The 24,262-nt window shown below is 63.5% G+C and carries 22 protein-coding genes; 7 read left to right on the top strand and 15 right to left on the bottom strand.

Features of this window, described 5'->3' with window-relative positions; all coding sequences use genetic code 11:
- Positions 1-358 precede the first annotated feature (358 nt).
- Positions 359-1,024 carry a hypothetical protein gene (locus tag ACSSVQ_RS04790; protein WP_454181089.1) on the bottom strand — a complete coding sequence of 222 codons (666 nt, stop codon included), beginning with the start codon at positions 1,022-1,024 and terminating at the stop codon, positions 359-361.
- 461 nt (positions 1,025-1,485) lie between these two features.
- The gene (locus ACSSVQ_RS04785; RefSeq protein ID WP_454181087.1) at positions 1,486-2,553 is read right to left on the bottom strand and encodes a hypothetical protein; all 1,068 of its coding nucleotides are present in this window, start codon (positions 2,551-2,553) and stop codon (positions 1,486-1,488) included.
- Between the two features lie 187 nt (positions 2,554-2,740).
- Here ACSSVQ_RS04785 and ACSSVQ_RS04780 point away from each other — a divergent pair, with 187 nt between their 5' ends.
- Entirely contained in the window at positions 2,741-3,082 is a 342-nt protein-coding gene (locus ACSSVQ_RS04780) for a DUF1491 family protein (RefSeq protein ID WP_454184649.1), read from the top strand.
- Between the two features lie 160 nt (positions 3,083-3,242).
- On the opposite strand, the gene ACSSVQ_RS04775 is transcribed toward ACSSVQ_RS04780, so the two are convergent.
- Positions 3,243-3,461 carry a hypothetical protein gene (locus ACSSVQ_RS04775; protein ID WP_454181085.1) on the bottom strand — a complete coding sequence of 73 codons (219 nt, stop codon included), beginning with the start codon at positions 3,459-3,461 and terminating at the stop codon, positions 3,243-3,245.
- A gap of 179 nt (positions 3,462-3,640) precedes the next feature.
- Here ACSSVQ_RS04775 and ACSSVQ_RS04770 point away from each other — a divergent pair, with 179 nt between their 5' ends.
- Positions 3,641-5,284, top strand: coding sequence for a peptide chain release factor 3 (locus ACSSVQ_RS04770; protein ID WP_454181083.1), 1,644 nt, complete (start codon positions 3,641-3,643; stop codon positions 5,282-5,284).
- 26 nt (positions 5,285-5,310) lie between these two features.
- A complete protein-coding gene (locus ACSSVQ_RS04765) occupies positions 5,311-6,531 on the top strand; it encodes a mechanosensitive ion channel family protein (RefSeq protein ID WP_454181081.1) in 1,221 nt (406 codons plus the stop codon).
- A gap of 76 nt (positions 6,532-6,607) precedes the next feature.
- On the opposite strand, the gene ACSSVQ_RS04760 is transcribed toward ACSSVQ_RS04765, so the two are convergent.
- Complete coding sequence (locus tag ACSSVQ_RS04760) at positions 6,608-7,816, bottom strand: Acg family FMN-binding oxidoreductase (RefSeq protein ID WP_454181079.1); 1,209 nt, start codon at positions 7,814-7,816, stop codon at positions 6,608-6,610.
- Between the two features lie 210 nt (positions 7,817-8,026).
- The gene (locus ACSSVQ_RS04755; protein WP_454181077.1) at positions 8,027-9,370 is read right to left on the bottom strand and encodes an aminotransferase family protein; all 1,344 of its coding nucleotides are present in this window, start codon (positions 9,368-9,370) and stop codon (positions 8,027-8,029) included.
- Between the two features lie 141 nt (positions 9,371-9,511).
- On the opposite strand from ACSSVQ_RS04755, the gene ACSSVQ_RS04750 reads away from it, so the two are divergent.
- Both ACSSVQ_RS04750 and phaP read left to right on the top strand, forming a co-directional pair.
- Positions 9,512-10,861, top strand: coding sequence for a D-amino acid dehydrogenase (locus tag ACSSVQ_RS04750; RefSeq protein ID WP_454181075.1), 1,350 nt, complete (start codon positions 9,512-9,514; stop codon positions 10,859-10,861).
- A 166-nt stretch (positions 10,862-11,027) separates the two neighbouring features.
- Complete coding sequence (gene phaP, locus ACSSVQ_RS04745; protein ID WP_293325754.1) at positions 11,028-11,387, top strand: phasin family protein; 360 nt, start codon at positions 11,028-11,030, stop codon at positions 11,385-11,387.
- A 118-nt stretch (positions 11,388-11,505) separates the two neighbouring features.
- On the opposite strand, the gene ACSSVQ_RS04740 is transcribed toward phaP, so the two are convergent.
- The 9 genes from ACSSVQ_RS04740 to ACSSVQ_RS04700 form a co-directional block, all read right to left on the bottom strand.
- On the bottom strand, positions 11,506-12,027 hold the full coding sequence (locus tag ACSSVQ_RS04740) for a DUF934 domain-containing protein (protein ID WP_454181073.1): 522 nt from the start codon (positions 12,025-12,027) through the stop codon (positions 11,506-11,508).
- Entirely contained in the window at positions 12,014-13,672 is a 1,659-nt protein-coding gene (locus tag ACSSVQ_RS04735; protein ID WP_454181071.1) for a nitrite/sulfite reductase, read from the bottom strand. The genes ACSSVQ_RS04740 and ACSSVQ_RS04735 overlap by 14 nt, the downstream gene beginning before the upstream one ends.
- 46 nt (positions 13,673-13,718) lie before the next feature.
- Positions 13,719-14,054: a DUF2849 domain-containing protein gene (locus tag ACSSVQ_RS04730; RefSeq protein ID WP_454181069.1), complete on the bottom strand. Its 336-nt coding sequence runs from the start codon at positions 14,052-14,054 to the stop codon at positions 13,719-13,721.
- 315 nt (positions 14,055-14,369) lie between these two features.
- On the bottom strand, positions 14,370-15,176 hold the full coding sequence (locus tag ACSSVQ_RS04725; RefSeq protein WP_454181067.1) for an ABC transporter permease: 807 nt from the start codon (positions 15,174-15,176) through the stop codon (positions 14,370-14,372).
- Positions 15,173-15,928 (bottom strand): ABC transporter ATP-binding protein, encoded by a 756-nt coding sequence (locus tag ACSSVQ_RS04720; protein WP_454181065.1) that lies wholly within the window; start codon positions 15,926-15,928, stop codon positions 15,173-15,175. The genes ACSSVQ_RS04725 and ACSSVQ_RS04720 overlap by 4 nt, the downstream gene beginning before the upstream one ends.
- A gap of 124 nt (positions 15,929-16,052) precedes the next feature.
- Positions 16,053-17,102 carry an ABC transporter substrate-binding protein gene (locus tag ACSSVQ_RS04715; RefSeq protein ID WP_454181064.1) on the bottom strand — a complete coding sequence of 350 codons (1,050 nt, stop codon included), beginning with the start codon at positions 17,100-17,102 and terminating at the stop codon, positions 16,053-16,055.
- Between the two features lie 229 nt (positions 17,103-17,331).
- The gene (locus ACSSVQ_RS04710) at positions 17,332-17,814 is read right to left on the bottom strand and encodes a hypothetical protein (protein ID WP_454181062.1); all 483 of its coding nucleotides are present in this window, start codon (positions 17,812-17,814) and stop codon (positions 17,332-17,334) included.
- Positions 17,815-17,984: 170 nt separating this feature from the next.
- Positions 17,985-19,805, bottom strand: coding sequence for an ATP-binding cassette domain-containing protein (locus ACSSVQ_RS04705; protein ID WP_454181060.1), 1,821 nt, complete (start codon positions 19,803-19,805; stop codon positions 17,985-17,987).
- A gap of 303 nt (positions 19,806-20,108) precedes the next feature.
- Complete coding sequence (locus ACSSVQ_RS04700; RefSeq protein ID WP_454181058.1) at positions 20,109-22,244, bottom strand: transglycosylase domain-containing protein; 2,136 nt, start codon at positions 22,242-22,244, stop codon at positions 20,109-20,111.
- 220 nt (positions 22,245-22,464) lie between these two features.
- Between ACSSVQ_RS04700 and ACSSVQ_RS04695 the strand changes: the two genes are divergently transcribed.
- Together ACSSVQ_RS04695 and ACSSVQ_RS04690 are read left to right on the top strand one after the other, a co-directional pair.
- Positions 22,465-22,941, top strand: a complete 477-nt coding sequence (locus ACSSVQ_RS04695; protein WP_454181056.1) for a YcgN family cysteine cluster protein — start codon at positions 22,465-22,467, stop codon at positions 22,939-22,941.
- Positions 22,942-23,156: 215 nt separating this feature from the next.
- Positions 23,157-23,621 (top strand): cupin domain-containing protein, encoded by a 465-nt coding sequence (locus ACSSVQ_RS04690; protein WP_454181054.1) that lies wholly within the window; start codon positions 23,157-23,159, stop codon positions 23,619-23,621.
- Here ACSSVQ_RS04690 and ACSSVQ_RS04685 read toward each other — a convergent pair whose 3' ends face one another.
- The gene (locus tag ACSSVQ_RS04685; RefSeq protein ID WP_454181052.1) at positions 23,622-24,224 is read right to left on the bottom strand and encodes an HAD family hydrolase; all 603 of its coding nucleotides are present in this window, start codon (positions 24,222-24,224) and stop codon (positions 23,622-23,624) included.
- Between the last annotated feature and the right edge of the window lie 38 nt (positions 24,225-24,262).

Here is a 24,262-nt window from a genome sequence, read left to right as displayed (position 1 = left end):
TAGTTTTGAAACCCGCCTGGCGGGTGCCTGAGAGCAAACCTAGGGCGTAGACCGTAGACAGGGCCTTAATTGGATAAGTAAAAAACGTCCTATTTCGGCAAATAGACAAAACAACACTGTGTATGGTGAGTGTCATAACTATAGAAATTGTCGTTTCTTCTTAAAGTTATTGTCGAGTTTTATGTAACTTTGTCGAAAACATGGATCAAATTCGACACAAGATTTTCTAAAAAACGGGGCGAAATCTATTCAAATTTGAAATAGCGGCCGGACGGGCCCGGAAAAGAACCGGAAAAGAAAAAGGCCCCGCCTCGATGAGGTGGGGCCTTGAGAGATAGGGGACCGGATTGGCGTTGGGTCAGTTTCCGGCAGGGATCAGATTGCCGAGAAGACCTTCACTGCCGCCATTCAGCAGATCCGTGACGGGCGATAGCGGGGCGCCGAGGCCGCCGAGATCGCCGGAGAGGTCGCCGGCACCGGAACCGGAAAGCGCGGTGATCAGCGGCTGGGTGACCGGGGCGAGCGAAGCCTCTGCCGGCAGGTTGTCGGTGACCGGCGACAGGAGCGCGCCGAGAATGCCGCCATCCGTGCCTGCCACGATAACCGGCACGGTGCCTTCCTCGGTGCCGACCAGCGATCCAAGGATGTCGCCGCCCAGAAGCTGGGTGAGCGGGCTGTCGGGCCCGGATGCGCCGAGGCCGGGATCGGAGAGTTGCGCAAGGGCGGGGTTGAGGCTGCCCTCGACAAGCTCGTCGAGGGGAACGCCGATCGGTTGCAGGGCTTCCATGACCGGCTGGAGCTGTTCCATGAGCGGGTTGGTGCCGCCGAGCAGGTCGTTGACGGCACCTGCGGTGCCTGTTTCGGAGCCGAGCAGGTCGCTTCCCGCCAGGGTGGTGACCAGACCTTCGGTGCCGGAAAGTTCGAGCCCCAGAGAACTGGTTCCGGAGGTGGGGGGAGGAGAGCTGTTGTCCTTGCAGCCCGCAAGGAGTGCAATGCACAAACAGCCAAGGAGTACCTTATTCATCCTTGAGCCTTCTTATGAAACGAAACGGCGATGGCCGTTTCGGTGGTTGCCTGTTTTGCGATACTGCCCGGCGATCCGAAAAGGGAGGTCCGCAATCGGTGAAATGAGGCGGCCCGGGCAGGTGCGACGCAGGAATACCCGCCCCCGCGGATGAGGCAACGCTAATACCGTGGTTTTTTGTGTTTTTACTGTAATGTAGAGTAGTCTTTACAAATAACTCATACGATTATCCGGGGCTATAGAAGGTGAAATATATTTGTCACATATTCTGACTTATAAAATGAAGTGTTTTATTTTAGGAAAAAATGGATTTTATTGGGACAGACAGCTCAGGTGCTAACCATAATGCGCCCCGCACGGTCTCCTCGGGCGGTCAAACGGACCCACCGCGCTTCCATGGGAAGCACGGTGAACGAAATCCGGAAGTGTCGGTTTTGTCGACGGCGCGGGTAAGACGCCCCTCAGTTGCCGGAAGGCGGGAGCACCGCGGCCCAGCACTGGCGGACTTCCTCCACCGCATGCTTGCCGGTGCAATAGGCCTCTTCCGAGGGGAAATGCGCCGCGGCGATGCATTGGGCGAGGTTGAGACGGGCCCAGTTGACGCAACGGGCCGTGTCCGAGCCCTTGGCCGAAACTTCGACCGGCTGATCGGGATCGACGATCCCGCGCGCGGCGGTCGCCATGATCTGGTGCATCACCGAGACGGAATAGGCCTGAGCGGTCGTGACCGGCGAAAGTTCCGCCGCGATGCCTTTCAGCTTGTCCGTCCAGGAGGCCGAGGCCGTTTTGACCGGTGCGGTCTCGAGCTTCAGCGGCTCGATCATGCCCCATTTGGAGCGCTGCATGGCATAGGAGCTGTCGCGCAGACGGGTGGAAAGGGCTGAAAGCGCCTTGTCTTCCGTACCGACATGGGAAACGACATCGGCCATCGCCTCGCCGGCGCCGGGGATATTGAAGACATAGCCCACATCGCTGGCGATCAGCGCGAGAAGTTCCTGTTTGCCCCGCGCGCGAAGCTGGCCGCGCACGCCATCGGCGAAGGCGCGGTTATGCCGGGCGATGTCGGCCTGCTCGTTCAGCCAGTTGGCCGCCAGCGGTACCGGGTCGGCGATCTTGAGCTGCTTCAGCGCCTTGCGCACATTGCGCGGCGTCTCGAGCGGGTTGGAGGACGCCCAGATGATCCCGGCGCGGTAATTCGCCAGCGCATTGCCGGTGGCGGCCCGGGGCGCATTGGGACGGAGCGAACTCAGGCCCGCCGAGGGATCGATGGAAGCCACGGCAATGCCGTCATGAGCCGGCGCGGGCAGCGGCAGCGGCACGCCGAGTTCCCTGCCGTCGGCAAGGACCGCCTCGGCCAGTTCCGCAAGACTGCGCGTGTCCCTGGCCGCGTCGGAGGCCGGGGTCCGGATCGACGTCGCGGGCGTGGAAGCCGCCGTCTTGTCGCCGGTCTGGCCGAAGCACCCGCCGAGGCTGGCCGCAAAAAGAGCGACCGCACTCGCCTGTGCAAGAAAACGCAACTTGCCGTTCATCAGCTTGTTCCCTCCAGGTCATTCCCCCGGAACGCCTGCCGGTGCTATGGAATTGATGCGTGAGTCTAATGCGCGGCCCGGCTGCCCGCAAAGTGGAAAAACGAAATATGATGAAGACAGCGGACGACATAGCAGGCGGCACGTCGGACGACACAGGGCCGGTATTGCCTGAAACGGTCGTTTCGTGATGGACGCCGCCCCGCGCCTGAAGGCGGAAATATGGGTGAAGGCGCTCATCCGCCGCTGCGAACTCAACGGCGCGAGCGCCATGGTGGTCCGGCGCGGCGACGCAGGCTCGGGCACGGTGCTGGTCAAGCTCAACACGCTGGACGGCATGGCCAGCGTCTTCGGCCCCGCCCGCGACGGGGACGGGCAGCTCATCTGGATCCGCTCGCCCAAGGGCGCGCCGGTGCCGGAGCCGGAGGCGGATGCCTATATAGAGAGGCAGCGGAGCTTCGATCCCGACATCTGGGTGGTCGAGATCGAAGACCGGGAGGGCCGCCACTTTCTGCAGGAGCCGGTGGAGTAGGATTTCAAAAGCCAAAGAAAATTGTCATGCCCGGACTTGATCCGGGCATCCAGATGAGCGCCTACGGCACACATTGCGCTGGATTGCCGGGTCACGGCCCGGCAATGACAAGACCGGGTTTGCGGCCGCATGAACATCCCCAGGACGGGACGTGCAGGCGTCACGGCCGCATGAACATGAAGTCCTCATCCGGATCGAGATGATCGGCGGCTTCGCGCAGTTCCGCCATGATGTCGTCCGGATCGCGGGTCTCGCGCCAGATGCGCAGGACCTTCTCGAACATGATGCGGGCCATGGCGTCGGTGGAGATCTTCTGCTCCGCCGCCTCGGCGAGCGCGGCGTCGATATGGGGGGTTATTATTTCCCTGGCTGTTGCCATTTGGGTGTCTCCTCAGTTCGTAAAATGTCGATGGACGAAAACTGCACCCAACGCCCATCCGAGGGCAGTTGTCATAACGTCGCGGTGCACTTGGCCGATGCCGGTAAACCGGTTAGGTTCCGCGCCAAAGATGGACCCTCGGATTTCCCTCGGGTCCGCAGAATTCCTCTGGAGACAGAATGAGCGAGGCACCAGCCAAGCCCCAACCCGGTACCGGCAAGCCCGGCGCCGACCAGGATGTGGAAGCGCAGGTCGCCAAGCGGCGCACTTTTGCGATCATCTCCCATCCCGACGCGGGCAAGACGACGCTGACGGAAAACCTGCTGCTGAAGGGCGGGGCGATCCGCCTTGCCGGTCAGGTGAAGGCGCGCGGCGACAACAGGCGCGCCCGCTCCGACTGGATGAAGATCGAACAGGATCGCGGCATCTCGGTGTCGTCCGCGGTGATGACCTTCGAATATGACGGCATCATCTGCAACCTGCTCGACACGCCGGGCCATGAAGACTTCTCGGAAGACACCTACCGGACGCTGACGGCTGCCGACAGCGCCATCATGGTGATCGACGCGGCGAAGGGCATCGAGGCGCAGACGCTGAAGCTCTTCGAGGTCTGCCGGTTGCGCAATGTGCCGATCATCACCTTCATCAACAAGATCGACCGCGAAGGCGTGAGCCCCTTCGAGCTGATGGACGAGATCGCCGAAAAACTCGCGCTCGACACCGTGCCGATGATCTGGCCTGCAGGGATGGGCGGTCTGCTGCGCGGCATCTTCGATCCGGAAAACGACCGCTTCGTGCCGTATGAAAAGCCGGGCAGCGAGGGCGCGCAGCACGAACCGGCGAGCCTCAGCGGCAATTCGATCAGCGAATATGTCCCGCCGGAGGAACTGGAGACATTCCTGGAAGAGATGGAGCTTGCCCGGGAGGCGAGCCCGTCCTTCGATCTTGAGTCTTATCGGGAAGGCCATCTGACGCCGGTCTATTTCGGCTCCGCGCTGCGAAAGCTCGGCGTCCGCGAATTGCTCGACGCGGTGGTGAAGTTCGCCCCGACGCCGCGCGCGCAGAACGCGACCGACCGCGTGGTGGAGCCCACCGAAGGCAAGGTCTCCGGCTTTGTCTTCAAGGTGCAGGCGAATATGGACGCGAACCATCGCGACCGTATCGCCTTCATGCGGCTGTGCTCTGGCCGGTTCAAGCGCGGGATGCGGCTGAAACAGTCCGGCACGGGCAAGGCCATCGGCGTGCATAACCCGATCCTCTTCTTTGCGCAGGACCGCGAGATTCTGGACGAGGCCTTTCCCGGCGACATTATCGGTATCCCCAACCACGGCACGATCCGCGTCGGCGACACGCTGTCGGAAGTGGACGGGCTCACCTTCACCGGCATTCCGAACTTTGCGCCGGAAATTCTCCAGCGCGTGCGCCTGGACGATCCGATGAAGGCCAAGCATATGCGCCGCGCGCTGGAAAGCCTGGCGGAAGAGGGCGTGACCCAGGTCTTCAAGCCCGAGATCGGCGCCAACTGGGTGATCGGCGTCGTGGGCCAGCTTCAGCTTGAAGTGCTGGCCTCGCGCATCAAGGCCGAATACGACATCAACGTCCATTTCGAGCCGTCGCCCTATCAGACGGCGCGCTGGGTGAGCGCGAAGGATCCGGCGGAACTGAAACGCTTCCTCGAGGCCCATCGCGGCAATATGGCGACGGACCGCGACGGCGCGCCCGTCTTCATGGCGAAAAGTCCGTGGGAACTGAACTATACCGGCGAGCGCTGGCCCGATGTGACCTTCAGCGCCACGCGCGAACGCGCGCCGGAGCCGGCATAACCTAAACAGACAAGGCAGGGCGGAGCATGGACTCGATCCAGTCGATCCCGGGCGATTTTCGGCAATATTGGGAACTGACCAAATCCGTCTGGCAGAACGGCATCTATGGCGTCGATATCGGCAGCATCCTCGTCGCGCTGATTATTTTCGGGCTGTTCTTTTTCCTGCGCGGGCTCTTCACCCGTTTCGCGCTCGGCGCGGCGATGCGCTGGTCGCAAAAGACGGAGACGGAAATCGACGATTATCTCGTCGAGGCGGTAAAGGACCCGATGCGCTACCTCTTCGTGGCGCTGGGCTTTTTCTTTGCGACCGAATATCTCGCCTTTAGCGGTACGGCGGCGGTGATCGTCGAAAACCTCAACCGCTCCTTCATCGCCGTCGCGATCTTCTGGCTGCTCCACAATGCGGTGACGCCCATCGGCCGGGGGCTGTCGAGATTGCAGCGCCTGCTGACGAACGAGATCATGGACTGGGTGGTGACGAGCGCCCGCGTTGCCATGATGCTGCTCGGCGCGGCGACCGTGTTGCAGATATGGGGCGTACAGGTCGCCCCGATCATCGCAGGTCTCGGCTTGTTCGGCGTGGCCGTGGCGCTGGGCGCGCAGGACCTTTTCAAGAACCTCATCGGCGGATTGAGCGTTCTCATCGAAAAACGCTTTTCCTTCGGCGACTGGATCAAGGTCGACGGGGTGGTGGAAGGCTTTGTCGAAAAGATCGGCTTCCGGTCCACGCTGGTGCGCCGCTTCGACAAGGCGCCCGTCTATGTGCCGAACCAGGCGCTGGCCGACAATTCGGTCATCAATTTTTCCGCCATGACCTATCGGCGCATCTCCTGGGTGATCGGCGTCGAATACCGCACCACCGGTGCGCAGCTTCAGAAGATCCGCGACGAGATCGAAGCCTTTATCGACAACGACAAGGACTTCGTGCCGGGCGATCTGGCGGCCCAGCTCGTGCGGATCGACAGTTTCGGCGCGTCCTCCATCGACATCATGGTCTATTGCTTCACCTACACGACCAAATGGTCGGAATATCTGGTGGTGAAGGAACGGCTCGCCTTGAAGATCAAGGAGATCGTCGAGGGCGCGGGCACGGGCTTTGCCTTCCCCAGCCGCTCCATCTATGTGGAAACGCTGCCGCCTTCGCCCGACGAGGTGGTCGCCGCGCGCGATGCGAAGCCCGTCGAGATGAAGAAGCCCGCGCATGATGTGGAGAGCGGCCCGATGGACGATGACGGCGAGGCGTAAGGCCGCCTGAGTGGGTCCCGGCTTTCGCCGGGATGACGCCGTCTTTTGATTTCGCCGCGCGCAACGGCGGCGGGCGCTAGGCGGTTTCGCTGACCTCGTCCGCCGGGCGGCGGGGGCTTGCCGGGGCCTGGCGCGCGGGCATGCCCATCCGGAAGCAGAAGGTGGGCTCGAAGCCTTCATCCGAAAATGCCGATATGCGCTTTTCCCAGTCGGGCGCGCGGCCGAGCTGCTTGTCGCGGTCGGCCATCTCGACGGGCTGGTTGAGCGGCTGCATGGCGACACCGGCAAGCGCCGCCGTCAGGTGAATGCGTTGCCAGAGACGCCCCGCTTCCAGAGACGATTTGATGTCGTGACGGTCGGCGACGGCGATGACGCCCATTGCTGCCGCCGACGGCACATGCACATCCTGCGTCGCATTGAGCCAGGCCCGATGGCTCGTCTCGGCGGAGAGAGGCGGCAACATCTTGGCCGCGGCGAGGATGCCCGGCGGCATGCCCGCCGTGTCGAGCGTGATCCCGCTCTTGTGCTTCTCGATGTCGTCCGGCCCGTTGCGAAACCAGACATTGCTGTCATGCAACATGTCGTCGTCCGCGACGATAGCCGTCGTCGCATTGACGATCGCGGAGTCGATGCGCTCGCGTGCATCGCCGTCGGCGATGAAACGCAGACGCACATCCGGCATACCGTTTGCGAGTGAGGCAAGCCCGCCGGTAAATCCGTCAGGCAGGTTTCTGTCGTGGTCATAAGGACCGCGATCGGTATGTCGGCGCGCGATGGCGTCATGCAAAGGGGACGGTTCGGATGCCGGATCGGTTTTGGCCAGATGGATGATGGCCGCGAGCGAACGGCCCGAGCGGGAGGCATCCTCCGCAAGCGATCCGGTCTGCAATTCCGGCGTGGCGGCAAATCCATTGACGGGGGCGGCCAGCATCATGTTCTCGATGGCGCAGCCGAGCCCGATATGCATTTCGCGCAGATAAGGGTCCATCGAGCCGAGATGGCGCGCGCGGTCCGCCTCCACCGAAACGGATGTGTCGGTGACGCGAAAATACCAGGGCTGCGTGTTGTGCGGATTGGAGGCGAGCACCGCCGCCGCGACAAGGGCAAAGGGCGTGCCTTTATACTCCGGTGCGTTCCACATTCCCCAGGCGGAATAGGCCGGCCCTTCACCATGGGTGAAGACGCCGCGATCTTCCGCGCGCCAGAGAAGGCCGCCCGCTGCGACAAGCGTGATGCCGCCGCCGATCTTGAGGATGTTCCGCCGTGTCGGATGTTTCGTCGCCATCTGCCCACCTCCCGTTGATGAGGAAAGGGTAGGGCAGAAACACGACAAGCGCATCAAGAAGGGATGCGCGATGCAGCGCTTCCGGCAAATGAAATATGTCATCCCGGCCCTGTGCCGGGATCCAGGGGCGACAAGCGTTCTGTCATGCGGCCCCTGGACCCCGGGACGAAGCCCGGGGTGACAATGTGCTTTTGGGGATCGCCTGGAACCTTATTTGCTCGCGCTCTCCACGGCCTTGTCGATGGCGACCTTGAGCGTCTCGGCGATGCGGTCGAGCTCGGCGTCGGAGACGATGAAGGCGGGGCCGACGCAGACGATGTCGCGCACCGTGCCCGTGCCGCCGCCATAGAAGAAGACGCCCTGTTTGAGACCTGCCGCGACAACGCGGCCCGCCACGGCGGCTTCCTCGGGGAAGCATTCCAGCGTCTCGCGATCCTTCACGATTTCGAGGCCGCGGAAGAGACCCTCGCCGCGAATTTCCGCGACATGAGGATGCTGGCCGAGCAGCGCTTCGAGACGTTCGGCAAGCGCCTTGCCTTTCTCGGCGGAGCGGGCGACGAGGTCTTCCTCCTCCATGATTTGCAGCACCTTGTCGGCGGCTGCGCAGGCGCCCGGATGTGCGCCATAGGTGTAGAACATCAGCGCCTGCCCCTTATCGGCGAGCGGCGCGGTGACCTCTTCCGTCGCATAGACGCCGACGATGGGCGCATAGCCGCCGGCGAGCCCCTTGCCGGAAATCATGATGTCGGCCTTGATGTCGAAGTGCTCCGAGGCGAAGCGTTTGCCGGTGCGTCCGAAGCCGACCATTACCTCGTCGATGATGAGGAGCACGCCATATTTGCGGCAGATCTCCTGCACCATGGGCCAGTAGCGCGGGCCGGGCATGAGCGCGCCGCCCGACGAGCCGGTGATCGGCTCGGCGACGAAGGCGGCGACCGTTTCAGGCCCCTCGCGGACAATGATGTCTTCCAGCGCCTGCGCGGCGGCGACGTCGAAATCGGGATGATGACGGCCGAGCGGCGAGCGCAGCGCGTAGGGCGTCGGCGCGTGGGGCATGTCGTGCATCAACTGCTCGAAGCCGCGCTTGCGCGCCTCATGACCCGCAATGTCGAGCGTGAACATGGTGGTGCCGTGATAGGAGATGTCGCGTCCGATGACCTTCCAGCGTTTGGTGTCGCCCGCCGCGCGGAAATGCTGGACGGCGAGCCGCGCCGCCGCGTCCACGGATTCCGACCCGCCGCTTGCGAGATAGATGCGGGTGAGATGCGGCGGCAGCCAGGCGCGGGTGAGACGCTCCACCAGCCGCGTGCGCTCCGGCGTGACGAAGGGCGGCACCGCATAGGTCATCTTCGTCATGGCCTCCGCGGTCGCTTCCGCGACTTCCCGCCGACCGTGACCGATATTGGAGACGATGGCCCCGCCCGCCGCATCGAGAATGGCGTCGCCATCCTTCGTATAGAGCGTGCAGCCTTCCGCATGGGTGACGTCGACCGCGCGGGGCGAGGGAACGAAGGGCCAGGGGGCGGGCTTCGAGGCGTCGGCGGAGATAGTCATGGGAACGCATCCTTGTCGTGGGCGGGTGCTTGCGCAGGGCGGTGCCTGCCATCACCTCTTGTGTGAAAATCCAGTATGCCCATCTTCCGGCCATGACAGAAGTGGCGCATGATGCGCGCCCACCCCTGAAGGATTTTCGTCGTGACGTCCCCCGTATCGAGTGCCGTTTCCTCTCCGTCTCATGTCGCCCCTTCCCATGTCGTCGTCATCGGCGCGGGCATTGTGGGCACGGCGACGGCCTATGAGCTGGCGCTGCGCGGGGTGAGCGTGACGCTGGTGGAGCGGCGCGAAGGCGCGGGGCTGGAGACAAGCCGCGCCAATGGCGGCCAGCTTTCCGCCTGCGAGGTCGCGCCCTGGGCGGGGCCGGAAGTGCCGGGCCTGATCCTCAAATGGTTCGGGCGCGCGGATGCGCCTTTCCGGCTGCGGCCGAAACCCGATCCCGAACAATGGCTCTGGCTGATGCGCTTCCTCAGGCGATGCCGGGCGAGCGCGCGAGCGGAGCGGGTGCTGCCCAATCTGGAGCTGGCGCTGCTGACCCGCGCCCGGCTCGACGCCTATCGCGAAAACTTTGCCGCCGACGGCAGGACGCTCGACATGGATCATGCGCAGAACGGGATCCTGCGCGTCTTTCGCGAACGCCACGGGCTGGAGGAAGCGCGCGAAGGCATCGGCCGCATGACGCAGGCAGGCGTCGAGCAGCGCGAGCTGAGCCCCGCCGAATGCGTGGAGCTGGAACCGGCGCTGGCCTCGTCCTTCCAGAAGGATGAGATCGCGGGCGGTATCTATTGTCCGTCGGACGGGATGGGGGACGCGCATCTTTTCTCCCGCGAACTTGCCGCCGCCGCCGAAAGGCTGGGCGTGCGCTTCCGCGCGAGCGAAGAGGTCGAGGCCATCGAGGTGCATGACGGGAAGACAACCGGCGTGAGGCTCGCCGACGAACTCGTCGCCGCCGACGCGGTGGTGGTGGCCGCCGGGCCGATGACGGCGCGGCTGCTGAGGCCGCTTGGGCTCCGGCTGCCGATCTATCCGGTGAAGGGCTATTCGGTGACCCTGCCTCTGGAAGACGCGGAAGCCGCCGCGCCGAACGTCTCCATCACCGATGAATCACGGAAAGTGGTGGTGAGCCGGCTCGGCAACCGCCTGCGCGCGGCGGGGCAGGCGGAAATCGGCGGCTACGACCTCACGCTCGAAATGCCCCGGGCGCGCTCCGTCTTCCAGGCGCTGACCGGCCTCATGCCCCAGATGGGCGCGCTGGAGCCGCGGGCGGAATATTGGTGCGGGCTCAGGCCCATGAGCCCCGACGGCAGCCCGATCATCGGCGAACTGGCTTCTCGCAACCGCACGATTCGAGGACTCTATGTGAATAGCGGGCATGGGACGCTGGGCTGGACCATGGGGGCGGGCAGCGCCGCGTCGCTCGCGGACCTGATCTGCGGCAGTGCGCCGCAACTAGACCTAACCCCTTTTTCCCATAAGCGGTTTTCCCTTTAACCGACCCAGATATGTTAAATTTTTGTGCAATGCACAAAAAGTACTTGACGCAGGGGTGGGGTCTTCCCTATCTATTGTGCAGCGCACAAATCCGGCGCGCCGGTATGTGCGGGGAGACGCCCGGAAGACACGGGCGACCACGCGATAACGGAAAAAGGCTACAGCTATGACCGAGAGCAAGACGAGCACTGCCAAGTCCACGGCCAAGAAGGCCGAAGCCAAGACGGCGACGTTCCCCTCGACGCCGGCAATCGATACCGCCGCTTTCGAAGCGGCATCCGACATCCTTCGCGAACTGACCCGGACCAACTACGAAGAGTCCGTGGAAACCGCCCGCGCCATCATGACGTCGGGCAACGTCAAATCCGCGATGGAACTCCAGACCGATTTCGTTCGCACCGCCATGAAACGCAACATGGACGCCGCTCGCGAACTGAACGAGCTGACCGTGTCCGCCATGAAAGACGCCATGGCGCCGTACACCGAAAAGTTCACCGAAGCCATGGAGAAGATGAAGGCCGCCTGACCTTCGTCTTCACTTCTGCTGTTTAGTCAGTAGCGTATCTGTTGCGTACACGCGTAAAAGCCCGGCTCCTGGAGCCGGGCTTTGTTGTTTTCGGATCGGGATAAAGATATCCGGCGGATCACTGCGCGGCGCGGGTCTCTCCGGCGCGGGCGGCGAGGCGCTGGCGCAGCGACATGACGGTCGGGCGGTCGTCGGCAGCGGCCTGATAGGCATAGGTGAAGGCGCCGACGGACTGCTCGAAGACTTCCGGCGTAATCTTGTCCTGCACTTCCAGCGCGTCGAAGCCGCAGCGGACCATGAAGTAGAACTGGTCCTGCAGCACATTGCCGACGGCGCGAACCTCGCCCTCATAGCCGTAGCGGTCGCGCAGCAGGCGCGCATAGGAATAGGCGCGGCCATTGCGGTAGATCGGGAAGTCGAGCGCCACCACCGACAAATGGTCGAGATCGTCGCGAATGCGCTCGGGATGCTGCCCGCTTTCGAGCTTCACGCCGATGGGCGTGTTGCGGGTAACGAGGTTGTCGCGTTCGGCTTCCCAGCGCTCCAGCGGCACGATCACCGCGCCGTCCGGCAGCGCGTCGTCGGCGCCGACCGCGACGAAATCCTGCTCGACGAAATTTCCGTTCTTAATGAGCTTCATAGACGTTCTCCTTGAACGGCTGGATGCCGACGCGGCGATAGGTGTCGATGAACCGCTCGCCGTCCTGACGGGTGTCGAGATAGATCTTCACGATCTTCTCGATGGCGTTGGGCAGGTCCTGTTCGGTGAAGGCCGGGCCGAGAATGTCGCCAATGGCGGTGTTCTCGTCCGCCGAGCCGCCCAGCGTCACCTGGTAATATTCGACGCCCTTCTTGTCGACGCCGAGAATGCCGATATGGCCGACGTGATGATGGCCGCAGGCATTGATGCAGCCCGAGGTATTGATCTTCAGCTCGCCGATATCGTGCTGGCGCTCCATATCCGCAAAGCGGTTGGAAATCTCCTGCGCGATCGGGATCGAGCGCGCATTGGCGAGATTGCAATAGTCGAGGCCGGGGCAGGCGATCTGGTCGGTGATGAGGTTCACATTCGCCGTGGCGAGATCGGCCGCCTTCAGCGCGTCGTAAACGGCCTTGAGGTCGCCTTTGCGCACATGGGCGAGCGTGAGGTTCTGCTCATGCGTGACGCGCAGCTCGTCGAAGCTGTATTTTTCGGCAAGACCGGCCACCGCGTCCATCTGGTCCGCCGAGCAGTCGCCCGGCGTGCCGCCGATGGGCTTCAGCGAGATGTTGACGATGGCATAGCCCGGCTTCTTGTGCGCGGCGGTGTTGTTTGTCACCCAATGGGCGAAGCCCTTGTCGGCGGCGATGGCGGCATCGAGGTCGGCGTCGTCGTCGGACAGATCCTCGAAGGCCGGATCGGCGAAATAGGCCTCGATGCGGTCGAGTTCGTCCTGCGGCAGATTGAGCGCGCCGGTCTTCCTGATCTCGGCAAACTCTTCTTCCACCTGACGCTGCATCTCTTCCGCGCCGATCTCATGCACGAGGATCTTGATGCGCGACTTGTAGAGGTTATCGCGGCGCCCGTTCATGTTGTAGACGCGCATGACGGCTTCGAGATAGGCGAGGAGGTCGGCCTTCGGTACGAAATCGCCGATCTTTTTGCCGATCATGGGCGTGCGGCCGAGACCGCCGCCGACATAGATCTGATAGCCGATCTCGCCCTTGTCGTTGCGCACGACCTGAATGCCGATGTCATGCACCTTGATCGCGGCGCGGTCTTCCTCGGTTGCGGAGACGGCGATCTTGAACTTGCGCGGCAGGAACGAGAATTCCGGATGGAAGGTGGACCACTGGCGGATCACCTCGGAGATGATGCGCGGGTCTTCGACTTCATCCTTCGCGGCGCCGGCATACTGGTCCGAGGTCACATTGCGGATGCAGTTGCCCGAGGTCTGGATGCAATGCATTTCCACCGAGGCCAGCTCGTCCAGAATGGCGGGCACGTCTTTCAGTGCCGGCCAGTTGTACTGAAGGTTCTGGCGCGTGGTGAAATGGCCGTAGCCGCGATCATATTTGCGCGCGATCTCGGCCAGCTTGCGGAGCTGCTTGGAAGACAGCGTGCCATAGGGCACGGCGACGCGGAGCATATAGGCGTGAAGCTGCAGATAGAGCCCGTTCATCAGCCGGATCGGCTTGAACTCGTCTTCCGTGATGTCGCCTGCGAGCCGCCGCGCGACCTGGCGGCGAAACTGCTCGACGCGTTCCTTCACGAGACTGTGGTCGAACTCATCGTAACGATACATGGGTCGTCTGCCTTTCCGCCGGTGGACCGGCGTGTCTTTATCGCGCCTAGCCGTGAACGCCGGCGAGTTCCGCCTGCTTGCCGAGGTCGAGCCGGACCGTGGGCCCTGCCTGACGGATCGTCTCGCGCACGCTGACGGCGCGGATCGCACCGTCCGCCTTTTCGACTTCGAAAAGATAGGGCTCGATGATTTCGTTGTTTTCGACGAAGGGCGTTGCGCGGGCGAGAAGCGCTTCCGCCGCCTCCTTGCCCTCGGCCACTTCCGCATCCTGAAGCGACTCCGACAGCGTGCCGTCCGCCTTGAGATAGACCACGACCCCGTCGATCAAACGGTTCGCCGTCAGCGCCTGTTCCTTGGCGCCTTTGCGCATGTGCTGGGCCATTGGCCGCTCCCGTCTTCAGAAGGTGGGGCAGGGGAGGAATATGTGCTGTCGCGGGTTTTACGCGCGCCGCTCCGTCACCTGCCGTATTTCGCGCATAAGATGGGTGTTTTTGAATTGCGCGTCAATAGGAGTGTAGAATTATATTATTCACAGTAAGAAAATATAGAAATTGGGAAAAGGGCTGATTTCCGGGGGTTTTCAATCCTGTTTCGTCATGGCCCGGCTTGTCCGGGCCATCCACGTCTTTTGTTGCTGCCGTGAAGGCGTGGATGCCCCGCATAAAGCGGGGCATGACGGGACTGGAAACCCTGGCCCTCACCCCTCCCGCCGGATCACGCTTTCATGCCAGCGGCGGAGAAGCAGATATTCCACAAGCGACAGCAGGAAAAAGATCGCAATCCCGAGAAGGGAGAGCAGGAAGAGGGCAGCGAACATTTTGGGGATGTCGAGCCGGTTGCCCGCTTCCACGATCCGCCAGGCAAGGCCAGTGGAGGCGCCGGACCCGGCCACGAACTCCGCCACCACCGCGCCGATGAGGGCGAGGCCGCCGGAAATCTTCATGCCCGCCAGAATGTAGGGAAGCGCGGCGGGAAGCTGGAGCTCGATCAGCGTCTGCAGCCGTGAGGCGCCGTAAAGCCGGAAGAGGTCGGTCAGATTGTGATCGACCGAGCGCAGGCCCAGAACCGTATTCGACAGGACCGGAAAGAAGGCGACGATCCAGGCGAGGATCAAAAGCGCCAGCTCCACCTGATCGAAGCCGACCCAGATGAGAATGAGCGGCGCGATGGCGACGACCGGCGTCACCTGAAGAATGATCGCATAGGGAAAGAGCGCCGTTTCCACCGCGCGGTTCTGCACGAAGAGGATGGCAAGCGCCACGCCGCCGACGGACGCGAGCAGGAAAGCGGCGACGGTGACGCGCAACGTCACGACGAGCGAACCCATCAGCGATCCGAAATTGGCGACGAGGCTTTCCGCGATCAGCGTGGGCGCGGGCAGGACGAAGGAGGGCACGTCGAAGGCCGTGACCGCGCCCTGCCAGACAAGCAGCACGGCGACGCCGACGAGAAGCGGCAGGGCGATGCGCCAGAAGCGCGTCTGGAACCGGCTGTCGGTCATCATGACGCCTCCCGGAGCTTGGCGGAGATGGCCGCGCATTGGTCGATATAGAGATGGGATTCGCGAAAGGCGCGTCCGCGTTCGGCAGGCGCCTCGATGGCGACATCGGCGACGATGCGGCCCGGCCGCGCGCCCATGACCAGCACGCGCTCGGAGAGATAGACCGCCTCATAGATGGAATGGGTGACGAAAAGGACCGTCCATGCTTGCGCGTGCCACAGCGCGATGAGGTCGTCGTCCAGCGTCTCGCGCGTGAACTCGTCGAGCGCGGCGAAGGGCTCGTCCATCAGCAGCACGGGCGGCTCCGTCACCAGCGCGCGGGCGATGGAGACGCGCATCCGCATGCCGCCGGAAAGCTCGCGAGGGAAAGCATCGGCGAAATCGGCAAGCCCGACGCGGGAAAGCGTCGAGATGACACGCTCGCGCGCCTGTTCGCTCGATTGGCTCTTCAGCTTCAGCGGCAGCCGTACATTGTCGAAGACGCTGGCCCAGGGCATCAGCGTCGCTTCCTGAAAGACGAAGCCGAGTTCCCTCGGGCGCGTGCCCGTGGCGGGCCAGGCGACACTGCCCCGATCCGCCGAGATGAGCCCGGCGAGAATGCGCAAGAGCGTGGACTTGCCGCAGCCCGAGGGGCCGACCAGCGAAACGAAAGCGCCTTGCGCAATATCCGCGCTCACCCCGTCCAGCGCGGTGGTACCCGAGGCGTAGGTCTTGCCGACATGATCGAGCGAAATGAGGGGGGAGGAGGCGTTCATGCCGGAAAAGCTAGTGCGTTACGGTGCGGATGGGAATGGTGGAGCGATCGGGGCTTTCATTTCTTGCGCTGGATTGCCGGGACAAGCCCGGGGTGACGGAAGGTGTTTAATCACGGCGAAAGGCTCACTTCCCCTCGAGCTTCTTCTTCATCTCAAGCCCGACGCGCTTGTTCACGAAGGCGAGGGTGTAGGCCTTGTCGAGATCGAGGTCGGCGGGGTAGACGCCCGCATCGCGCATGGCGGTGTAGAACTCGCGCCAGCGCGCATCCGTCATCGCGCCGATGCCAAGCGTTTCGGCGTCGCCGGAATCGACGATGCCGTATTGCTTCAGCACCGCGCGGGAATGCGCCAGCAGATCGTCCGTCGCATCCGGATTGTCCTTTTTGATGAGCGCATCGCCGGGCGCGGGATCGCCGTAAAGATAGTCGACCCAGCCGCGAATGCTCGCATCGACAAAGGCCTGAACGATTTCGGGCCGTTCGGCGATGAGCTTGTTCGGCGCCATGATGAAGGAGGCATAGCCCGGATAGCCCGCATCGGCGAGCAGGAAGACCTGCGGTTTCACGCCGCCCTGCTTTTCGATCGTGTAGGGCTCGGACGAGAGATAGCCCTGCTGGATGGCGTCCTTGTCGGCCAGGAAGGGCGCGACATTGAAGGTGTATTTGCGGATCTGGTCGTCGGTGAAATCATATTTCGCCTTCAGCCACTGCCAGAAGGCGCTCACCGTGGCGTCCGACACCATGATGGGCTTGCCCTTCATATCCGCGAGGCTTTTCACGTCGTCGCGCGGATGCGTGATGAGGACCTGCGGGTCCTTCTGGAAGGTCGCCATGACGGCTTTCGCGCCCGCATTCACCACTGCCATGTTGAGCGGGATGAAGGCGTTGGACCCGATGCCGAAATCGACCGAGCCGGTGGCGAGAAGCTGGGGCACGTTCACCGCCGGGCCGCCCTGCTTGATCGACACGTCGAGGCCCGCATCGCGGTAATAGCCCTTGGCCAGCGCCTGATAGAAGCCGCCATGCTCGGCTTCTGCTTTCCAGTCGGTGGCGAAACTCACATGAACGAGGTCGTCGTCATTCGCGGGGCGGCTTGACGTATCCAGGACGAGCATAAGCGCGATCGCGATAACGGCGAGAACGGCGCCGCCGCCGAGCATGAGACTGCGGTTCATATGGATGGATCCCCCAATGCCGTTGGCCAAATGGCCGTATGCCCAATGTCGCGTCATTGCGAGGAGGCGTGAGCCGACGAAGCAATCCATGCCGAGCCCGTCGTATCTGGATTGTTCGCTTCGCTCGCAATGACGACGGAAAAGTGAGGAAAGAGACTAGCAGCGGCGGCGGGGGAGAACCAGCCGCGCGCATCGACCGGACAAGGCCGGATGCCGACTGCCCTGCACGTCAGAAAGGCGTGCAGTCCGCGCTTTGCCGCGCGTCGCCATCCATGCCTGCCTCGCGGCCATGTGCGACGACACGGCGCATCATGACGACGCCGAATTGCGCGGGCGCCTGCATCACGATTTCACCGCCGCCCGCCGGGGCGTTGGCGGAGCGGGCATTGCCGGAAAAGACGAAGAGAATATCGATGCGGCGCGTCTCGCCATGCCGGTCGCCGGGCGCGGTATGCGGTGTGCCGACGGCAAATTGCATCGGGGGTGTCGGCGTCTCGCGGACGCAGGCGGTGTAGAGCGGCAGGTCGGCTTGCGGGTCCGCGTACATGTTCGGCGCGGCGGGCGTTCCCCCGGCCGGGGCATCGCCATTGGACGCTCGCGCGCTCTCCGAAGAGGCACCGAGCGGCAGGCCGGGCAGAACGAAAATCATGGCAAGCTGCAGGCCCGCGACGGCAAGCAGCGTCGTGCCGATCCAGAATGGCCATTTCGCCATATGGAGTTCCCCCGCCATCGGGTCCCGAATTCCCGACTGCATATTACCCAACGCAAAGCGCAACCTATGCACCCCGTCTCGCTCGGGCTGCGCTTCGTTCGACGGTATGAGAGCGTCATTATGGAACGCAGTCAAAGCACAATTTCAGGATTGGTTAACCCTGAGCGCTTTCAGCTGCCCGAAAGCTCTTCGCGCTTCATTTCCAGTTCCAGCCAGCGCTCTTCCGCCTGCGCCAGCTCGGCCCGCAGGGCATCGAGCTGTTCGGTTGTTTTGGCGAATTTCTGCGGGTTTTTCGCGTAGAGATCCGGATCGGCCAGCCGTTTTTCGAGGCTGGCGATTTCGGTCTCGATTTCCGGCATCCGCTTTTGAAGCTGCTCGAGCGCCAGACCGTCCTTGTAGGAGAGTTTGGTCTGCTGTTTGGGCTTGGCGTCCCCCCGGGCGTCGGCAGGCCGCGTCTCGCGCCGGGCAGGGGCGGCATTGGACGAGCCGGACGCTTCATCCTTGCGCTGGCGGATGAAGTCGGAATAGCCGCCCGGATATTCGCGAAGCACCCCGTCGCCCTCGAAGCCGATGACGGAGGTGACGACCCGGTCGAGGAAGTCGCGGTCATGGCTGACGAGCAGCAGCGTGCCGTCATAATCGGCGAGCAGTTCCTGCAACAGGTCGAGCGTATCCATGTCGAGATCGTTGGTCGGTTCGTCGAGGATGAGAAGGTTCGACGGCTTGGCCAGCGCGCGGGCAAGCAGCAATCGGCATTGCTCGCCGCCCGACAGCGCCTTCACCGGCTGGCGCGCCTGTTGCTCGCGGAAGAGGAAGTCGCGCAGATAGGAAACGACATGGCGCGGCTGGCCGCGCACCATCACCTGGTCACCGCCGCCTTCGCACAGCGTGTCCCACAGCGTCGCTTCCGGGTCGAGAGAGGCGCGGCTCTGGTCCACATAGACGGGCGTCAAATTCGTGCCCATACGGATGGTTCCTTCATCCGGCTCAAGCTGACCGGTGAGGATTTTCAGAAGCGTCGTCTTGCCCGCGCCATTGGGGCCGATGAGCCCCACCTTGTCGCCGCGCAGAATGCGCGTGGAGAAATCCCGCACGACCATGCGCGAGCCGCCATCGGGAAGCGGCCAGCTTTTCGAGACGTTTTTGGCCTCGACGACCAGCGTGCCGGAGGCCTGCCCGGTTTCGAGGCCCATCTCGGCGCGGCCCGTCTGGCGCACGCGCTGGGCGCGCTGGCTGCGCATGTCGTTCAACCGGCGCAGACGCCCCTGATTGCGCTTGCGCCGCGCGGAAATGCCCTCGCGCGACCAATGCGTTTCCTGTTCGATCAGCTTGTCGAGCTTGCGGGCGGTGACTTCCTCCTCGGCGAGGATCTGTTCCGACCACTCGTCGAATTGCGCAAAGCCCTTGTCGAGGCGGCGGATCGTGCCCCGGTCGAGCCAGAGGCAGCCCGCCGTGAGGCGCTTCAGGAAGGCGCGGTCATGGCTGATGAGGATGAAGGCGCCGCGAAACTGGGTGAGGCGCTTTTCGAGCCATTCGATGCTCGGGAGATCGAGATGGTTGGTCGGCTCGTCGAGCAGCAGCACGTCGGGCTCGTCCGCCAGCACGCGGGCAAGCGCCGCCTTGCGCCCCTCGCCGCCGGAAAGCGAGGCGGTGGAGGCGGCGGGATCGAGCCCGAGATCGCCGAGAATGGCTTCTGCCTGATGAGGCTCCGCGCCGCCTGCGGTCGCATAATCGAGCACGGTCTCCGCGCCCGAGAAATCCGGCACCTGCCTCAGATAGGCGATCTTGGTGCCCGGCTGCACGAAACGCTCGCCGCCATCCGCTTCGACGAGCCCCGCCGCGATGCGCAGCAGCGTGGACTTGCCCGCCCCGTTCCGCCCGATCAGGCACAGCCGGTCCCCCGGTGCGAGCGAAAAGCCCGCACCGTCGATCAGCATCTGATCGGCGAAATCGACCTTGATGTCGCGAAGCGCGAGAAGAGGCGGAGCCAAGACGTTACCCGTGAATGGACGTTGCGGGCGCCTTTGTGACGTATCGCGAGGGAGGTGGCAATGGGCGCGCTGCATCTTCAGCGTCATCCCGGCGAAAGCCGGGACCCAATCCGCCTATCGACAAATTGCGATGCTAGTGGATCCCGGGAATAAATCCCGGGATGACAGCATGTGTTTGGGGTTGGGCAGAAAACAAATCACCAGTGTCGTCCCGGCACTTGTTGCCGGGACCTACTCGCCTCTCCTATTGGTCTCTTCGCCAATGGATCCCGGCTTTCGCCGGGATGACACGGTGTTTTGGGCTCAATACCCCGAGCCGACCATCTCGCCGCCGCGGCGGAAGTTGTTGCCCCAGCGGCGGTCGGGGTCCTGGCGGGGGGTGTTGGAGAAGATGTTGGCGAGGCCCGCGAAGAAGCCGGTGAGGACGTCTTCCGGCTGCTGCCGGCGCTGATCGTCGGGGTTATCCCAGTCGGTATTGCTGACGCCGGGGATGGGGGCGGGCGGGGTGCCCTTGAGCGAAGCCTGCATATAGCTCTTCCAGGCCCGCGCTGCGACCGTGCCGCCATAGACGCGCTTCATCGGCGTATTGTCGTCATTTCCGAACCAGACGCCCGCGATCTCGTTGCCGGTATAGCCGACGAACCAGGCATCGCGGTAATCCTGTGAGGTGCCGGTCTTGCCGGCGGCGAGCCGGCCGGACAGGCGCGCGGCCTTGCCCGTGCCCGAGGTCATGACCCGGCGCAGCATGGCGTTCATGTAGCGCGCCGACCGCTTGCTCGTTGCGCGCTCCGTGCCGTTCGCATGGGTATAGAGGATCGAGCCATTGCTCGCCGTGATCTGACGGATCGCATAAGGGGTGATGAGGCGGCCCTCGGCGGGGAAGGCGGCATAGGCGCCGGTGAGTTCCATCAAAGACACACCGGACGAACCGAGCGCGATCGACAGATTGTGCGGAATGGGCGAGCGGATGCCCAGTTCCTTCGCCGTTTCGCGCACCCGCTCCACGCCGACCTTGTCGCCCACCTGCACCGCGACGCGGTTGATGGAATGGGCGAGCGCGGTCGTCATGGTGACCTGGCCCCAGCTTTTGCCGCCCGCGTTTTGCGGCGTCCAGCCATTATAGTCGAGGCGCTTGTCGTAGAAACCGGACCAAGGCTTCATGCCGTCTTCCAGCGCGGCGAGATAGACGAAGGGCTTGAAGGCGGAGCCGGGCTGGCGGTGGGCCTGCACGGCGCGGTTGAACTGGCTGTCGCCATAGGACTTGCCGCCCACCATGGCGAGGATGGAGCCGTCCGGCGAAAGCGCGATCATCGCCCCTTGCGAGATATTGAGCTTTTCGCCATTGGCCTTGAGCGCCCCGGCAATGGCGGACGCGGCGGCGGCCTGCTTCTTTCGGTCGAGCGTGGTGCGGACGATGAGGCGGCCCTGGCGGTCCGGCAGGAGCTGGGCCACCCGGTCATAGACCCAGTCGAGGAAATAATTCTCGCTGTCCGGCGCGGTGCGAACCGCCATCCGGGCAGGATTTTTGCGCGCTTCCTCGGCTTCGGCCTCGGTGATGTTGCCGTTCGCCACCATGGCGTTGAGCACATGGCCGGCGCGCTTGCGGGCCGCCGCCAGATTGGTGCTGGGCGCGAACCGGCTGGGCGCCTTTGGCAGACCGGCCAGCACGGCGGCCTCGGCCAGCGTGACCTCGCGCGCGGACTTGCCGAAATAATATTGCGCCGCCGCCTCCACGCCATAAGCGCCGCCGCCCATGTAAATCCGGTTGAGGTAGAGTTCCAGAATCCGGTCCTTGCCGAGGCGGCTTTCCAGCCAGATGGCGATCAGCGCTTCCTGCGCCTTGCGCCACAGGGTGCGGCGATTGTCGAGATAGAGATTTTTGGCAAGTTGCTGGGTAATGGTGGAGCCGCCCTGCACGAAACCGCCCGCGCTGAAATTGGCAAGGGCGGCGCGCAGGATCGAGCGTATCTCGACCGCGCCATGCTCGTAAAAGCGGCGATCCTCGGTGGCGAGGAAGGCGTTCACCAGATAGGGGGGTAACTCGGCAAGCGGCACATCCTTGGCGGCGCGCCCGCCGCGCGAGCCGATCTCCTTGCCGTTCGTGTCGAGGACGGTGACGGCAAGGCCCGGCGAATGCGGACCGGCGGCGAGCCGGCCGTCGATCTTGGGCAGCGTGTCGAAGACCAGAAGCACGGCCAGAATGAAAAAGAAGGTGAAGGCGAAGGAGGCGATGGGCGCGATCCATTCGCGGCCCTGCGGAACCTTGATCGCGCGGACCCAGGCGATCAGTGCGACGAAGGGCGCGAGGAGCTGCGTCTTCAGGTCGCGGCGCGGGCTGGAATCGCGGCGTGGGCCATCCCCCGCCGGATCGTTTTCCGACGCAGGCTCAAGCCGTTCCGCGTTGGGCGGATATTCCGGATCGTCCCACTTGTCGCTCAAAGCGCCATTGCCCCGCTGATGTCCCGCCCCCTCATGGCGACCAATAGGGGGCGGAGAATACCGATGCCGTTCATAATCACCATGTTTGTGCAGGGGATAAGGCCGGAAAAGGGCTGAACGGGGCATGAATGGGGCACTAATGTGACCCCGGCGGCACAGATCGCGCGGCGTATTGCACTGCACACTTGACCCCGTTCACGCAAAGGGGCAAGAGGCGGCCATGAGTGACGAACCCTTCTGGCGCGTGAAGCGCCTCGATGAAATGACGAAGCAGGAATGGGAGCAGCTATGCGACGGCTGCGCCAAATGCTGTCTCGTCAAACTCGAGGACGAGGAGACCGACGAGCTCATCTATACCGATGTCGGCTGCGACCTGCTGGAGGCGGGCACCTGCCGTTGTACGGACTATCCGAACCGCAACAAGCGCGTGCCGGACTGCATTCCGCTGACGCCGGACAATATCGAGGATATCGACTGGATGCCGCCTTCCTGCGCCTATCGGCGGCTGAAGGAGGGCCGGGGCCTTGCCTGGTGGCACCCGCTGCGCTCCGGCGAATACCATACGGTGATCGAGGCGGGGATGTCCGTACAGGGACGGTTTACCTATGAGTCCGACATGAAGGGCGATATCGAGGACCACGAAGCAAGCTGGCCCTTCGATGACGAGGACGAGCTGGGCGACGAGGCGGACGACTGACGCCAAAGCTCAGATCGTCATTGCGAGCGTAAGCGACGCAATCCAGAGGCGGCACGCACAGCATGGATTGCTTCGTCGCTCCGCTCCTCGCAATGACAGTTCACTTTTACGAGATATCCCCAATTGGCAGCGGGACGCTCGTTTCCTATCTTTCGTCCATATCCAGAAGTGTCTCGGGTGCCCCGCGGGGCGGGCGCCGGATTTGTCGAGGGAAAATGCCAAAAATCGAGATACCCGCATGGACGGAAGGAAGTGGCGGCGCGAATGCGCTGTTCGGCGAGGGGAATGGTCCCTATGCGGAGGTCTCCCTTGGCGATGCGGCGGGGCTCGACCAGTTCGGCGTTCGCCTGGAACGTCTCCCGCCGGGCTCGCGCTCATCCTACCGGCACTGGCACGAGACAGAGGACGAGTTCGTTTTCGTTCTTTCCGGCGAAATCATGCTTGTCGAAGACACCGAAACGCTTCTGCGGACCGGAGAGGCGGCAGGATGGCGTGCCGGGGCGCCGGTGGCGCATTGCCTTGAAAACAGATCTGCGGAAGATGCGACGATCCTGGTCGTTGGGACGCGCGCGAGATCGGGCGCCGTGCATTATCCCGACCATGATCTCGTCTTGCATCATGATGAAACGGGCCGCCGGTTCGCCCGAACGGACGGCTCGCCGGTAGAGCCGAAAGACTGATTATTCACTTTCGAGAAGGGGGAGAAGCTCCGACTCTTCCGCCCAGTGCACGGCGGTCCAGCCCGCATCGAGCGCGGCGTCGATATTAGCCCTGGTGTCGTCTACCAGAAGAATGTCATGCGGCGCGGCGCCGCTGATCTTTTCGGCGGCGTCGAAAAAGGCGCGGTCCGGCTTTCGCGCGGCGATCCCAGCGGAATAGATGATCCCGTCCACATGATCGCGGAGCGCGAGGCGGTCCATCAGGTAGGCCGCGCGCATATGTTCCTGATTGGTGGCGAGAAACACATTGATGCCGCGCCCGCGCAGCTCGTCGCAGGCGGCAAGCACGGCTTTGTCGAGGCGCGCATCCTTCTCGAACCAGTAGTCGATGAAGTCCTGCGCGGTAACGGACGACGACAGCGCGGGCAGGCTCTCGGCGAGCGCGTCGAGAAGCGGTTTCCGGCCGATGACGATATCGCCCCAATGCGGCGCGAAGAAATGCGCATGAAGCGCATCCGGCGCGATGCCGAGATCGCGTTCGATATCGGTGGCCCATGACCGCCCGTCTTCCGGGCGGCCGGTGACCACGACGCCGTCGACATCGAGCATGAGGCAGCGGACCATGTTTTCGCGTTCTCCAATTCGATGGGCGGGGGAGAGGG

This window comes from Parvibaculum sp. MBR-TMA-1.3b-4.2, assembly GCF_053628815.1.
The sequence above is the reverse complement of the archived record's forward strand: the minus strand, read 5'-3'. Positions and strand labels throughout refer to the sequence as shown.